Annotated in this window: 12 protein-coding genes; 10 read left to right on the forward strand and 2 right to left on the reverse strand. The window is 48.8% G+C overall.

Going from position 1 to position 14,012, the window contains the following annotated elements; translation table 11 throughout:
• The first annotated feature begins 2 nt into the window (after positions 1-2).
• The 8 genes from K0F88_RS20460 to K0F88_RS20495 are packed head-to-tail and all read left to right on the forward strand — an operon-like array spanning position 3 to position 9,837.
• Positions 3-1,343, forward strand: a complete 1,341-nt coding sequence (locus K0F88_RS20460) for a hypothetical protein (protein WP_219096316.1) — start codon at positions 3-5, stop codon at positions 1,341-1,343.
• An 11-nt stretch (positions 1,344-1,354) separates the two neighbouring features.
• Positions 1,355-1,879 (forward strand): hypothetical protein, encoded by a 525-nt coding sequence (locus K0F88_RS20465; RefSeq protein WP_219096317.1) that lies wholly within the window; start codon positions 1,355-1,357, stop codon positions 1,877-1,879.
• Between the two features lie 39 nt (positions 1,880-1,918).
• Positions 1,919-2,278: a hypothetical protein gene (locus tag K0F88_RS20470; RefSeq protein ID WP_219096318.1), complete on the forward strand. Its 360-nt coding sequence runs from the start codon at positions 1,919-1,921 to the stop codon at positions 2,276-2,278.
• Positions 2,279-2,288: 10 nt separating this feature from the next.
• Positions 2,289-2,981, forward strand: a complete 693-nt coding sequence (locus tag K0F88_RS20475; RefSeq protein WP_219096319.1) for a hypothetical protein — start codon at positions 2,289-2,291, stop codon at positions 2,979-2,981.
• A gap of 2 nt (positions 2,982-2,983) precedes the next feature.
• Positions 2,984-4,324 (forward strand): hypothetical protein, encoded by a 1,341-nt coding sequence (locus K0F88_RS20480; protein WP_219096320.1) that lies wholly within the window; start codon positions 2,984-2,986, stop codon positions 4,322-4,324.
• Positions 4,299-6,365, forward strand: a complete 2,067-nt coding sequence (locus K0F88_RS20485; RefSeq protein ID WP_219096321.1) for an ATP-dependent helicase — start codon at positions 4,299-4,301, stop codon at positions 6,363-6,365. The genes K0F88_RS20480 and K0F88_RS20485 overlap by 26 nt, the downstream gene beginning before the upstream one ends.
• Complete coding sequence (locus tag K0F88_RS20490) at positions 6,365-9,478, forward strand: hypothetical protein (RefSeq protein WP_219096322.1); 3,114 nt, start codon at positions 6,365-6,367, stop codon at positions 9,476-9,478. The genes K0F88_RS20485 and K0F88_RS20490 overlap by 1 nt, the downstream gene beginning before the upstream one ends.
• A gap of 20 nt (positions 9,479-9,498) precedes the next feature.
• Complete coding sequence (locus K0F88_RS20495; protein WP_219096323.1) at positions 9,499-9,837, forward strand: hypothetical protein; 339 nt, start codon at positions 9,499-9,501, stop codon at positions 9,835-9,837.
• Positions 9,838-10,132: 295 nt separating this feature from the next.
• Here the strand turns inward: K0F88_RS20495 and K0F88_RS20500 are convergent, their stop codons facing one another.
• Together K0F88_RS20500 and K0F88_RS20505 are read right to left on the reverse strand one after the other, a co-directional pair.
• A complete protein-coding gene (locus K0F88_RS20500) occupies positions 10,133-10,954 on the reverse strand; it encodes a hypothetical protein (RefSeq protein WP_219096324.1) in 822 nt (273 codons plus the stop codon).
• Positions 10,955-10,971: 17 nt separating this feature from the next.
• A complete protein-coding gene (locus K0F88_RS20505; RefSeq protein WP_219096325.1) occupies positions 10,972-11,598 on the reverse strand; it encodes a hypothetical protein in 627 nt (208 codons plus the stop codon).
• A 90-nt stretch (positions 11,599-11,688) separates the two neighbouring features.
• On the opposite strand from K0F88_RS20505, the gene K0F88_RS20510 reads away from it, so the two are divergent.
• A complete protein-coding gene (locus K0F88_RS20510) occupies positions 11,689-12,291 on the forward strand; it encodes a hypothetical protein (RefSeq protein WP_219096326.1) in 603 nt (200 codons plus the stop codon).
• A 214-nt stretch (positions 12,292-12,505) separates the two neighbouring features.
• Positions 12,506-14,011 (forward strand): YqaJ viral recombinase family protein, encoded by a 1,506-nt coding sequence (locus K0F88_RS20515; RefSeq protein ID WP_219096327.1) that lies wholly within the window; start codon positions 12,506-12,508, stop codon positions 14,009-14,011.
• The last annotated feature ends 1 nt before the right edge of the window (position 14,012 follow it).

The following is a 14,012-nucleotide window of genomic DNA, read 5'->3' on the forward strand; positions in this document are numbered from 1 at the left end:
CAATGAACGCTCAACCAAACGAAGATCTTTACGGCTTTAACGAGGCAGACTTGAAATCTAATCCGGTCGCCGCCGATGAAACACCTGGCGCTGATACCACTGCGCCGCGAAATGTCATCGAACCTACCTTGCGTGATGACGAACTACGTGCGGATGTCCGTGAGCCGTTGGGGCAGAAGATGCCGCCAGAGCTTCCTACGCCTGAAGTTCCACCTGTTCAGGCTAAGCATCCAGGTCTCACCAAAGGCGAAAAGCTTAAATGGGGAGCCATCATAGGCACGGGTGGGGCAATCGTATTCGGCCTCCTGATTTATTTGGCCTGGGGTGTAATGCACCCGCATACGTCACCGACAAAAAAACAGACATTCGATTTTGAAGTGCAGCGCACAAATCCAAAATCTGTCACATCAGTGCCTCAGTTGGGAGGCAGTGAAAAAGCTGATCCGAGTCGTCAGAAACGATTTGATGATGTTCCTCCGGTGACCGCGAATGTGACGGCCGACTCTCTCTCCGTGGCACCAGTCCGGATGAACCAAGAGGATGAAGACGAATTCTATGACAACTTGGCAAACGCAGCTGGCCAACAACCCGGAGAAAAAGTGGTCGCAGCAGTTGCACTAGAAGTAAAGCAACCTGAGCACAAGCAAGCCGTGACATCTGATCAAGGTAGCAATGCGCAACTCGAAGCAATGACGCAAGAGATGAAAATTAATTCAGCTCAAATGGCGCGTTTGTTGGACGCATTGAACCAGGTAAATAGCGAAGTTGCCGCACTGAAGACTCAGGTCGCTACTGACTCTAAACAGTCTGCCAAATATGGTGCGCAAATCTCTGCAATTTCAGAATCGCTTACTGCAATTAATGTGAAAAATGAAGAGCGTTTCAAAGCAATCACCGACGTTGCGGTGGCTGCGGCACTTGCCGCTGTGAAAAAACAAGGCTCATCGGCCACTGGTGGCAGCGGTAAAATGGTGCTTGTAGGTGGGCCGAAGATTCCGACGAAACAGCCCGAGCGAAATCTTGCAAAAGAGAGCCATCCAAGAGCGCCATCAGTTATCGCAACTCCGCAGATTGTCACTGCGAAACCTACAGCTGTTGCGAGTGCGGTATCACCGAATCAAAGTCAGCAGACTGTTAACAAAGTCCCTGAGTGTGGTGCCAAGACGATTTCGCAGAACTGGAATGTCAAAGGTGTTTCGACGTCTGCCGCGTACATCCGCCGCACAGATGGCGAAGGGATTATGGTCAGAGCAGATATGGAAGTTCCCGGCTTCGGCACTGTGAAAAGTTTCGATCCAAACTCGCGGACTGTTTGCACTACTAGCGGCTTGATTGTTCGCTAACGGAGAGGCGCATGGATTTTGTAACCATGCTTATAAACTTGAGCCGAGAATACCCTGCGATTCTCGACTCAATAATATTTTTGTTTGCAGCCATTGGCGTCGTGATTGCTGCCACTGGTGTTTTGGATATCGTTAAACTTGGCAGGCGAGATACGGGATTGGTTACACCAGGGGCCCATATTTTTTGGAAGTTGTTTGGTGGATCAAGCTTAGTCAACCTGATGGTATGGTCTAAAGCGTGGTCTGCAACGCTCTGGGCTAACTCGGACCCTATGGGTATTTCCGATTATGCTTCGGGTGGTAGTACCTATGATGCCGCGATTATGGCTGCATTGGGTATTATGATTATTACAGGTTACATTGCAGTTGGCCGTGGCTACATGATGCTGTCGAAACTCGGTACTGTATCAATCGAAGCGCGTAGCGATGTAGTGGGGTCAAGCATGGCCCGAATAGTAGCAGGAACAGCCTTAATATGCGTTTTGCATATTGCGGCCGCAGTAGAAGCTTCAACAGGTTTTGGCTTTTTTACATAAATGCAGGGGTGAACTAAAATGGGTTATGGATCGAAAGGTTTGAAAGCTTTATTTGCCATGGCTGCAATCGGCCTTTTGGCGTACTCAGGGACAGCATCAGCCGCTGGTGGATTTGCTATTTCCAACTTCTTCACGGGGTTGAAAGACGAAGCAAAAATTATCATGCCGGTTTTTCTGTTGTTGGTTGCGGCCGTTGGGATCTTTTTTGCGAGCTGGGGGATTATCTCTTCCATTTCAACCAAGAAGCAGCAGCAGCCATTAACATGGCAACTGTTTGCCGTAATTGGTGGGGCGCTGGCAGTTGTGGTGCCAGTAATTGTCCTCAGTATGGCAGGTAGTGCTACGAATCAGCAGGGCGATGCAGAGAAACAAATGTCAGAACTAGGCATTGATTATTGAGGTTTAAGTAATGATTGGTACGGTTGATAATCCGGATCTTGCAGGCAAGGTTATTCGTGGTGTTTGGTATAGCCGCGAGGACATGAGAGAGGTTGGCATGGAGGTATTAACTTCTGCCAGGTTCACCTGTAAGTATTGTGGGTTCATCAGCCGTACCAGTAGTAAGGTGCCTCATGGATTCATGGTTCCAGTTGATGTCAATCATTCCGGTCTTGCGGCATTAAAAACAAGCTCTGCAATTTGTTTGTGCCCATTTTGCGCGTCAGCTTTGGCAATTAACTGGTCAGTAGCTGAGCATAAAGCAGAGCATGGGCAAATATTACCCGTAGCGGGAAACTTGATTTGGTTGCCGGAGCTTGAGCAAAAAAAAATAAGCTTGGTTGCAACCTATACCGTGGTCGGAGTCAACGATCTTGATGTAGGACATGAGTTTGCAAAAACGTTAAAAGAAACAGATTTATCATTTCGGATCCGAAAGCCATTTTTGGCTAACAATATTCCCCTATATAAAAACGATAAAGACTCGGATTTTGCTCGGGCCTTATCGTTGCTTCCAACTGAGCATTATCAGTTTCGTGAAGAGGTGCTGAAAGGCGTTCGATTCTGGCCAAATGCGCCGTTCTGGAAAGTACAGTCCCACTATTGGTTTCACTCGACATACAAACCAACTGAAGACCAAATAAATCTGAACATGGGAGTTTAGACGTGGCTTCTAAAATCGGTATTGCTCTATTTAAAGGGGCTTCTCCATTTTCAAGAGGTGAGAACATCGCTTGCGAATATGGCGGAACCCCATTTGAGTTCTCATCATCTGCCGATTTGCCATCCCATGCGCTTTGGGTGACTAACGTCAGTTCGGACGACATCTACGCGGCCGGCTTGCATAGGACGCCGAGGATCGCCAGTGACGGATACTTCAGAACGAGGCTGTCACAGATCGTTCACGAGTTAGGCCTGCAAGCTCAAACCATGGATCACCAGGCAGCCATCCTTGCCGAGATGCTGGGTTGCGCAGCTGAGATGCTCAAATGCCAACTGGGGCTCACTCAATCGCCCGCATATGGAATGGCACAGGCAGTAGGCCAGCTCTATGGCAGTCCAGAGCCTGTAAGGGGTACGGCTGTGTTCCAAGTGGCTGAGCAATCAGCTCAGCGGTTTACCGCGTGTGAACGCACCAGGCGTTATGAGCAAGCCGATGTCTTCAGTTATTGGTATCCGCGAAATAGCTGGGCATCAGAAATGCTGCAAATACCTTTGCCGAGCGGCGACATAAAACTGGTTCCGCGTCACTCGTTACCTGCAATGGGTGAAAACCCGATGGAAGTAGTGAAATGGGCCTATGAAAACAATCTTCCTTTGTTCGCTCGCGTCAAAATCCATGGGTTACATGAGTCCATCGGGAACTTGATGAACTATGGGGCTGGTGCGCAGGACATCAAAAAAAACTCAGGCAATGGTCGTGACTACGATGCCCGAAATTTTCGTGAGTGGTGCGCGCTGCCAGAACTTGAGTTCATCGCCAGTTATGGCGACGTTGAGATTCAGCAGATAGCCATAGCGGATGGATGGCAAAACTCAGGGTTGCGTACTTTTGATACCAAGCGCTCCGCAATTTCCTATGCCTACGGACTCGCTGCGGAAAATCTGTGGGTCGGTACGCTCCGGAAAAATTCAGGTAACTTTAATCTATCAAAGACGCTTTCTACTGCTTGGCTACAGGCAGAGGACAGGATGCGTTGTTTGCTGGCTGCTACTAAGCTCCAGGCTTTAGGCATGGAAATTACCACATACGGCAACGGCCGAATTGGGGTCGTATGCCCTAAATCAGTTAGAGCATTAATACCGCAAGCCGCTCTTGAGTTAGGGCTGTTATATCCTGCGGTACTGAAAAATCTTTCTATGTACCCTACGAATAAATCAATGCCGCTTCACATTCAGCAGCTGCTGATCACAAGTGGCGAGCATGTGAAAAGCATTCAAGTTGATCAAGCGTGCCTGAAAGAATTGGAGAGCGCGCGCCATGCGGCTAAACACTCAACAAAATGAGATTGTCGAGTTCCCATTAGAAGACTCCATTCTGGTAATGGCTGGCGCGGGATCCGGTAAAACAACGGTAATCGCCAGGAGGGCTTTGCGCCTTGCAAAGTTACTTGGCGACGATACTCATCTCCAAATGCTGACATTTAGCAATAAGGCTGCGTCAGAAATGAAGCAGCGGGCGAAGCGAATCAATAGTATTCTTCCTGCTAACATACTTTTTGATACATTTCATAGTTTTGGCCTGAAGCTAATAAAGACCGATCCGCAAGGGTTTGGACTCACGTCTGATTTCACGCTTTTGAATGATACAGACGTCAAACGATCCATGCGTGCTTTGGCTCGCGATGCTGGGCTTGCAAAGAATTTGGATAGCGCGGACAAAAAACGTTTAAACCCGATGAACTGGTTATCTACATGGAGTCTTAAACGGCAAGCGGGATTCGATGTTAGAAATCATGACAAGAATCGAGCTGAATTATGCAGCGCGCTGCAAGCCGCCCACAAGCTCAGTGCTGATGAAACGCTCATGGCCTGGACGACTTTGGTCGGGTACGAAGAAACAAAGCAGAAAACGAATTCGCTAGACTTCGACGACTTATTATTTTTGCCTCTGTTAAGGGTGGCTCGCGATCCGCAATTTGCGACTGAGATACGAAAAGGGCTCGGGGCGATCATTACCGATGAGGCGCAGGATACGAACAGAATTCAGTATGAGCTTGTGGCAAGAATCGCTAAGGATCACTGCGCAGTCACTATGGTTGGTGACGATGACCAGTCCATCTACGGTTGGCGCGGAGCGGATGTAAGCAATCTGAGAAGGTTTCAGCGCCAATTTAACGCCCACGATCTTAGGCTCGAACAAAATTATCGATCCACCAAGTCAATCGTAAATGTCGCTAATGAACTTATTCAATTCAACGAAGGGAGGCTGGATAAAACTCCATTTTCTGATGGCGATTTAGGTACAGATCCAGACATGTATTCGTTTAATGACAGCTGGGAAATGGCGCGTGAAATTGCCGACGGAGTAAGAAGGCGTTTGCAAGAAGGCGTGCCGGCAACAGAAATCGCGATCTTGTATCGAACTAACCGGATGGCGATCTTGTTAGAGCCTGCATTACGCAAAGCAGGTATTCCGTACCACGTTGTCGGCGGCATGAGCTTATTTGATCGGGCTGAAGTAGTAGCAATCACAAATGCAATTCGACTTGCGCGCAATCCGCTTGACAGTCACGCTTTTAAATCCCTAGTCCCTTATATCGACCGGTTCGGTGAATCAAGTGCTGACTCGGTTTGTGATTGGCTTGAAAATACACTTGGTGCGGACCTTTATCAGTTGCCAACTGAACTCCCAGGTGTTCCGTCGAGCCGCATGAGCGCTCTCAAATCATTTATGGGCGATCTGCAATCTGAAGCCCTCATGTGCGCGTCGGCCAAGGATTTCATTCTGTGGGCGGTTAATGGGCCGATGGCCCTGCTTGAAAGGGAAAAAGACGACCAGTTGCGGGAACGGCGTGAACAAACACTCGACCTGCTCAGCCAAAATATCGACGACGAGTTGCTCGAACGTGTGAGTGCCGGTGAAAAAATAACTTGGCGCGACATCGCGGTTGAAATCGCCCTCAGAGATTCCGGACAAACGCAGGGCGGGTCTGGGCAAATCACGCTCAGCACAATCCATCGTTCAAAGGGGCTAGAGTGGGAGCACGTCTTGTTAGTTGGCCTTAGCGAAGGCTTAATGCCCCTGGATGCTCGCTCAGATGTTAGTGATGAGGATGCTGGCTACTGCCATATCGAAGAAGAGCGCCGACTTGGTTATGTGGGAATCACCAGGGCGAAAAAAATGTGCGAGTTTTATCACGCAAATAAATATGCGTTCCCAGGCGCCCCAGATGATAAAACTTATAAACCATCTCGATTCCTTGCCGAGATGGGGTATTCTTTAGACATTAAAGCCTCCACGTCGAACAAAGCAGATTTCGAATTTAATGAGCCTGTTTTAAGTCAGGTTACTAATGTGTTTAAACATGCAATGGGATTGAGATAATGAATTTTGCTGATCGCGCCCTCGAAAACGTAGAGGACATTATTGCCGGTCTGCGTGGATGGTCAAAAAAAGATCATACGCAATATTTCCCGATTGCATGCCCTCACAATGATAATATTTTAGCTTTGTACAACGGCTCGCTTATGAGCGTTATCAATATTAAAGGTTACATGGGGCAATACTTCCCCGATAAGTTTGATGAGTTGCGTGGGCAGTGGATTGAATTCATCCGAAATTCTGCCGCTTCAAAAAGTGCAGCAGGCTTTGATTTATTTTGGTTTTACGAGTTTGACCCTGATGGGATGGTTGAGGATGCGCGCGCGAAGCGACAAGTGATGGTTGAAGCTGGCAAGCGTCGCGGGCTGGTATCAGAAGACATCTTGATGGAAGAGGCGGATCTATATGGGGCCATCTGCGCAAAGGAAAACCAGTTGCTCCTTGTCGTAACGCACATCGACTCGTTGCCTAAGGCCGACCAGGTTAAGGCGATTGCTGAGCGCAAAAGAGACATAATGAACGCTGCCAAAGGCAGTGACGCAATGAATTTGAAAGCCGGCGTCAGGGCTCTTGAAGCGCTGCATGAACAACACGTCAACAACGTTATGATGTTCATGAATGACGAGAGACGGAAGTACGCGTTAAAGCGATTGGACTCTCGTGAAGCTTTGCGCGCAATGCGAATCTCAATGATCCCTGCATCAACAAGCCCAGACTGGAATCCGCGCATTAAGGTTAGCGATGTAAAGTTTCGAGCGACTGACGGGGTGAGGCAGTCTGTAAAAGACCTGCAAAGCGCTGAAGGCAAACCCAATGATTGGACGTTCAAACTACCTCCTAAACTCTCCCATCAGATGCTGTGTGATGCTGTTGATTTGGGCCAGTATGCAGTTCTCGGGGAAAGAGTTTATGCCCCGATGTATGTGTCAGAGATTGCCTCAAGCGCCGTGCATTTAGAGTCATTTATCTCTATGTGCTACAAACGTAAACTCCCTGTTCGGCTTGCATACAGCTTAATGGCTAATTCCTCGCAAGCGAATTATTGGAATCGTTTGTTTGCATCTGTATTTTCGTTTGCTTCAAAAAGCAATCGGCAGATTTCAAAAAGCGATTCCGCGCTGAGTATGTATGAAGAAAGTGGTGGCGCAGTACTTGGTTTCGGATTGGCCGCGACTACTTGGGCAAAAAAGAAGGTCACCTTCGATGCCCAAGGCAATCCTTTTTATGATGTGTCTGAACTCCAGGTCCGTGCCCGTGACGTAGAGACGCTGCTACAGCATTGGGGTGGACAGCAAGTAGATACAATGCACGGGTGCTCTATCGAGGCAGCTATGTCTTCTACGGCTGGGTATGCTATTCCGCCGATCTGTCCGAAGGCGCCTCAAACCGAGTTCGATTGCATCACACAACTGCCTTTGATGCGTCCCGCGAGTTTGTGGGATCCGTCGCTGAGCATGTGGTTCCGAACCGGCGATGGTGTTTTGATGCCGCATCAGCCGATGAGCAAACTTCAAAACGCTATGCTCACCATCATTCTGGGTGGCCAGGGTTACGGTAAGTCTAACTGCATTTCTGAGCATATCTTTTATTTTGCTAACCACCCTCTTGCTCGCGAGATGCCATATATCCGAGGGCTTGACTTCGGTGCGTCTTCTATTGGCGCAGTGGATTTGATTTCCGATTCGTTGCCGGCTGATCGCAAGCACGAGGCATTATTTAAGGACTTCACCAATGACGGCTCCATGGTGAAAAACGTTCTTGATTTGCGCTTGTGTTTGCGTGGTCCGCTTGCGGACCATATGCAGTTCCTTATGAGCTGGCTTGGCATTATGTGCGAAAGCCTGTTTGAGGAAGCCGGCCCCGTAAACGTCATGAACATCCTTAAAAGTGTTCTAGAAGAGGCGTATATCGAGAAAAACCCCGATGAGCGGCAATCGAATCCAAATGTCTATGAGGAAAATAGTGCTGAGGCAATCGTAGTAAAAGCGCTTGCTGATATTGGGTATGTTCCCAAGCAGGGTGAATACTATTACGAAATTGTCGATGCACTGGCGATGTACGGCGTTCGTAATAAAGATGACTCAAAGATATTTGCAGCAAAAGTCGCGCAACGTTACGCCGTTCCTAAACTGTCCGATCTTGTTTTGGTTCTTGACCGAATCGCTGATCGATTTAAAAAAGCTCAGTACCGAAACGCTCCTCTTACCAGCGCGATATCACAATGCCTTGCATCAGCTAACGCCATGTTTCCTTGCATGTCAGGCATTACGAACGTTGATATTTCTGAGTCGCGGGTTTGCGTTTTTGACATGTCGAGTGTGTTTGGTCGCGGTAATACGGCGTTTGATGATTGGCGGCGCTCAATCTTCTTCAGTGTTGCTTTGAGACTTCAGACTGAAGATTTGTTTGTGAATTTGCGCGATACCGGTAAAGAGATTCGTGATGGCAGAAAAGAGCTTTATGTTCCTGATGAAATAGTCAATTATCATCTGGAGTACCTTGAGTCGCAGTCTCAAATCGATAAACTTTTTTGGGGTGATGAAATTCATCGTGTAGGTCAGGTGAATGGCGCACTGGCGATTATCGACAGTATTGGCCTTGAGGGGCGTAAGTATCAGGTGGGGATTATGCTTGGTACTCAGGTGCCTAAGCATATGCCGCCAGGCATGCTTGCTTTGGCATCAACCTATCTAGTCTTTGGCGCTAGCCAATCAAAAGAAATTGCGAATGATATTCAGGATATTTTGTCTTTAACCGACGACGAGCGGGATGCGATTCTAGAAATCACTAAACCCACATCTTCGAAAGGGGCAGAGGTATTCGCGGTATTCAAAACCACTGAAGGTGTTCAGCGACTAAAATTGCACTTTCAGATGGGCGGTATCAAGAGATGGGCATATGCAACCGAAGCAGATGAACGCTCGCTTCGTGGTATCCTATACCAGCGAGGGCCTTCGGCAGCTTGGGCGCGAAAAACATTGTCCAAATATGTGCCTGATGTACAAGTAGCGATCAAGGCAAAGATGGAAGCGTCTGTTGGCATCTCATTGAGTCGACAGGAAGCAATAGAACAAATTGCGGCAGAGCTGCTTCGGAGGCATCAAGTAGCGGCTTAAAAATGACAGGAGGCTGTGCTTTGATTTTGTGTGAATTTTTGGTGGGAAGGCCTGGCGACGGTGACCCCGTAATCATCCTCGATGGCAATTCAGGCTTTATCGGTGACGATTTGGTTGTGGGTCGTGTCGACCTCATCACCAGGGTGCGTCGTAATGACCTCATTCTGGAGCTGTATGAGGAGGGTGATGACACGAAAATGCCAATTGAGTGGCTTAGGCTTGCTGGATTGCCTGACCACCTTGCGGAACTGCTGGCGAGTGGTAATGTCATAAAGGTGATTGATGGAAAGCGCCAGATAGGAATCGCTAACCCGGTGCGTGGTGTCGAACTTGATAATGGCGAAGTTGAATATGCATGAGAGGAACAACATGAGCACAGCAGGCGTAGCAGAGCTGATGGACTCCTTTGTCTCGTTTGAGCAATGCGGCCCAGCACTGGCAGCCGCTGTCCGCCTCAATGGGACTGATCGTTCTGTTGAGGTGTTGCGAGAGTCCACAGACTGGTCCTACATCACGAAGGGTCGTCCAGTTGTTGATTGCAGGGTAAGTGAGTTGAGCGATTTGGTGTCTGGCCCGCGCGCGGTGTTGCGTGCGATGGCCGACTTGAAAGAGAGCGCTAAGCCACGGACTTCCATGTCCTTGCGGTGATGGACCTTAGCTCAATGCCAGGTAGGCGTTCTCTCTGAAGGGCAAATTAATTGTTGTGCTATGAGGGCTGACCTTTCTTGTGGCGGGCACTTCGCGTGGCAGGTTGAATTTCACCTTTTTTGGCCAGGCTCCCTGCTTTACGATCAGAGGCAGGCTTGCATGGTAGGTTGTGTTGGTCAACGCTTCATCTTGCCAGAACGAAACGTTTGCACGAACGAATGGTGATACTGGTGTTACCCAGCGCACCGACAAGCACGTTTCGGCTTCCAATTGCTCAACCACATCCTGCGCATTCCTACGCCGAAGACGTGCAAGAGCTTCATCCTTGGTCAGCACCTCAGTTCCAATCGATTTATTGATTGTTGAGAACCCTACGGTTTTGATCTTCTCTTGCTCAATGACATGGATTGTCCTCCAGCATTGGAGAGGGTGTGCCTTAGCCAGACCCTGCTTCCGCAGTATTTCTCGTAACTTGTTCTGCCTGTCACGGGAGTTAGTCGCCTCTAAGGACGATGCCTTTTCTTCAAGCGTCTGTTTGCACGTGTTGAGGTCGTAGATGGCATGCAGCAGTTCGGGTGATACTTCGAACAGTCCAGGGTAACGCAGAACGTTGCCGCACTCTGAGTCTTCGGCAACGTCCCATTTGCAGATTGCAGAAATCAGCAGCTCCGCACAGTCACCTTCAATGGGTGCGCCTAGATCATCAAACAGCATTCCTTGGCTGACTGCGCCCTGAACTAGAGCTGCTGCGCGAAAGCGGTTTAGCGAGCCGACCAAAGAAGTCAGCGCGTCAAAAGCGTCTTGCTGGGAATGGTTGAAGTTATGCACCGGCGCACCTCAAATTTTTACTGCCATGTGATAGGTATTGTTCCAGTGTCTTTCAATGGTTCTGATTTAGTCTGTTTTTTGACGGTCGTTTTTTTGTCAGATGTATTCCAGCTGCCCTTTTTCCAGATTAACTCTGGATCCAAATTTCGAGCGCGAGCTTCTAACTCGACTACCTCCTTGATCACACTCCAGTTCTTCAGATCCTCTGAAAGAAGCCGATAAATTAGGAGTACTAGGATCTTTGTAGCATCCTTGCATTCGTCGAACCCTTCTTGGCGAATTCGATAGATAGAATTCTTATCTATACCAAGTAATGGGCCGACTGAGTACTCTTGAAAGTCAGGCACGGCTTTGCGAATCAGAAGGTAGAACTCGGTAAAGGTCGGTGTCCACATACGAGGAATTGTCTTAGGAAATGCTGCGTAGAGCCTGAGCAGGATGGCTAAGGGGGTCTTGAGCGGCAAATCTTTGTTTTTCAGCTGGTACATTGCTGACGTGTTCATGCCGATTGCGGCGCTAAGCTCCACAAGGCCCAGGTTCTCGGTGCTGGCAAATTGGTCCAAGTTACTGCCTCTAAGAAGCGTAGGTGTTGCTAGAGTTTCATTGCCGGCAGTGACTTTGGAAGGGAGCTTGCGGATGGGCACGGTGCAATTCCTGCTTTTGTAGAAAACGAGTATAGTGTAGCTGTACATTGTCCGGTTGTAATCCGGTTTTGTTGGTTCTCTGGAGTAGGTATGTCTAAAATCAATCTGACCACCGTCGTGTGGTTTCAGGCAGGTAAGGACGGTAGGCCGATAGGACCGACCGTTACCTTAGAAGGAGTAGAAAGCCGATTCCCTAGTGTGCAATTCCCTAAGAATGGGATCACATTTTTATACGGACATCGTAATCCTGGCGAAGCATATTTGCTGAAAAAAGCAGGTGAAGAGGGTTTCGCTGCTTGCATTGTGCAGATCCCCGTCGATATCGGGCTTTGGCTTCGTGACAAGGTGGGCTTCGCTTCCGATGATCCAAGCAAAGGAATTGAAAATACTGGATTTTTCGCTTTAGTGCGCGCCAAAAAGGAGGTTATGGATGCGGTTATGTCAGTTTGGACTAAGAATAAGCTACCGAGAATTGAGAATTTCCCGAAAGGTGGAACTAGATATGCTTATCTGTTCGACCAAGTTATGCAGATGGAAAAATTTAAAAATTTAAAAGTTATTTCTTATACCGTCGACACGAAGGAGGCGGGTGAGTTTCAAGTGGCTACCGTTTTCGATCTTAGTGCGATTGAGGGTATAACTCCTGTTCATGTATTGAAAGACGTTAAAATAGTAGCCAAGAAGAATAATTAAATTCTAGTTAACTTTTTTTTTTGTAACTCAATTTTGCGTATTGGTTTTTCACGTCACGATAGTTCGATTGCCGCTGGTCCAGGTCAGGTTTTTTCGAAAATCGTCTCTCGCAAAATTGACGCCAAGGGGCGCTAGCGCCTACCATCCCAAGCGTAGGGGGTGGCCGCAGCGCGCCCTTTTTTTAAGCTCGGCTTGCAAGGTGCAATATCACTATATGCAAAACATCCTTAGCAACCTTCCTCAGCTTTCGGTCATTCAGCAGGCAGATGCCGAGCGCTGGATAGACGGAATCACGCGGCACCACTCCAGCAGGGCTGAGTGGCATGCCAAGCGGCTGATGGGGATTGGCGGCTCAGAGATGGGTGCGGTTGTGAGCTTTTACCGTGGTGAGCGCCACAGTGGCTTCCAGTCCGTGAAAGAGGTTGTTGAGGGCAAGTTGATGATTCGCTTACCCCAATATGAGAATTTCCATATGCGCCGTGGCAACGCGCTCGAAGACCTCGCAGACGCGGCCTATCTGAAGCGTTACGGCGCAGTAGTCGACCATGAAGCCACCGCCATATTTCGGGCTGCTCGTAAGGCCGCTGGTTACGAGTTCTTGGTGGGTAACACCGACAAAATCGTGATCAAGAACGGGAAGCGGATCCTTGTCGATTACAAGGTGCCAAACGTATTTTCTGACTCAATCGACTTTGACTACGAAGTTCAGCTTCATCACTACGCGACCATGGCCAGGATCGCGGGCATCCGAATTGATGGTCTGGAGTTGGTCAAGCTCGACCTCCCGCCACAAATGACCGAGCACCTGACTCGTTCCATTGACGGCTTAGACGCTGTGCGGTTGGGACAGCTTGCCGCTTCGATTGCCAATATGGACATTCCAGGATGCCGCATCGTCGCGTTGCCGGTTGAACTAAAGAGTTCACTTCAGGCAGAACTGCTCGCGGCCGGCAAAGACCTGTGGAATGACTTCGTACTCAAAGGGGTCGTGCCTATCCCTTTCCAAAAATCAAAGCTCGAACTCGATAAAAAAGTTGAATTCGAGGTAGCCAAATACCAACAACAGTATCTGATGGCCAAGTCGGGCATCTCTCACTTGGAGACGGTTTTCAAAAAAGCCCAGGTGCAAATCGAATCACTTTTAAAAGATGTCGACTACGAGGGCAAGGCGTTGCCTCTCTCGGTGGTCAAGGTGCAACCAAATAAATTGGACGACAGCAAAGTAATTACTGAAGCCTTGGCGCTTGGCGCCAAGGAGGATGACCTGCTGAAAGAGACTCGCGATTATTCGGTTCAAGCATTACTTGAAGAAATTCAAAAAATGGGTGGCCAAGTTGATCTTGATCACCTGTTTGACCGCACGTTGGATGCGGGCAAGGCTTCGACTTTCTTGAGGGAGAAGGGAGTCGATTTGTCTGCTTTCAGAAAGGATGGGATGAGCATTGCCCTGTCCACGAAGAAAGAAGACAAGCAGTTTGGTGAGGTGTATCGGAACGCAGCAGCAGATCGCTTCGGCGCTTGGATCGAGGAAAGTCTTATCTCGAACCAAGGCGAGGCGAGCGAGTTCGCTGAGGATGATTCGAGCGTCGAAACCTATATGCCGATAGGGGTGACTACGGGGCATCTCCATGAGGCATTCGCAAGCACTGAAGAAGTGGTTGTGGACGAAAATGAAAAAACCCAAAAACTCCCCATGAGAGCCCTCCCAGGCTTGCGCTAGG

The sequence above is a fragment of the Pseudomonas sp. UMAB-40 genome (assembly GCF_900095275.1).
Taxonomy (GTDB): Bacteria; Pseudomonadota; Gammaproteobacteria; order Pseudomonadales; family Pseudomonadaceae; genus Aquipseudomonas; species Aquipseudomonas mandelii_B.

Excerpts from the sequence above, each read along its gene's own strand:
- K0F88_RS20460 (WP_219096316.1), top strand. The coding sequence starts at position 3 with ATGAACGCTCAACCAAACGAAGATCTTTACGGCTTTAACGAGGCAGAC.
- K0F88_RS20465 (WP_219096317.1), top strand. The coding sequence starts at position 1,355 with ATGGATTTTGTAACCATGCTTATAAACTTGAGCCGAGAATACCCTGCG.
- K0F88_RS20475 (WP_219096319.1), top strand. The coding sequence starts at position 2,289 with ATGATTGGTACGGTTGATAATCCGGATCTTGCAGGCAAGGTTATTCGT.
- K0F88_RS20485 (WP_219096321.1), top strand. The coding sequence starts at position 4,299 with ATGCGGCTAAACACTCAACAAAATGAGATTGTCGAGTTCCCATTAGAA.
- K0F88_RS20490 (WP_219096322.1), top strand. The coding sequence starts at position 6,365 with ATGAATTTTGCTGATCGCGCCCTCGAAAACGTAGAGGACATTATTGCC.
- K0F88_RS20510 (WP_219096326.1), top strand. The coding sequence starts at position 11,689 with ATGTCTAAAATCAATCTGACCACCGTCGTGTGGTTTCAGGCAGGTAAG.
- K0F88_RS20515 (WP_219096327.1), top strand. The coding sequence starts at position 12,506 with ATGCAAAACATCCTTAGCAACCTTCCTCAGCTTTCGGTCATTCAGCAG.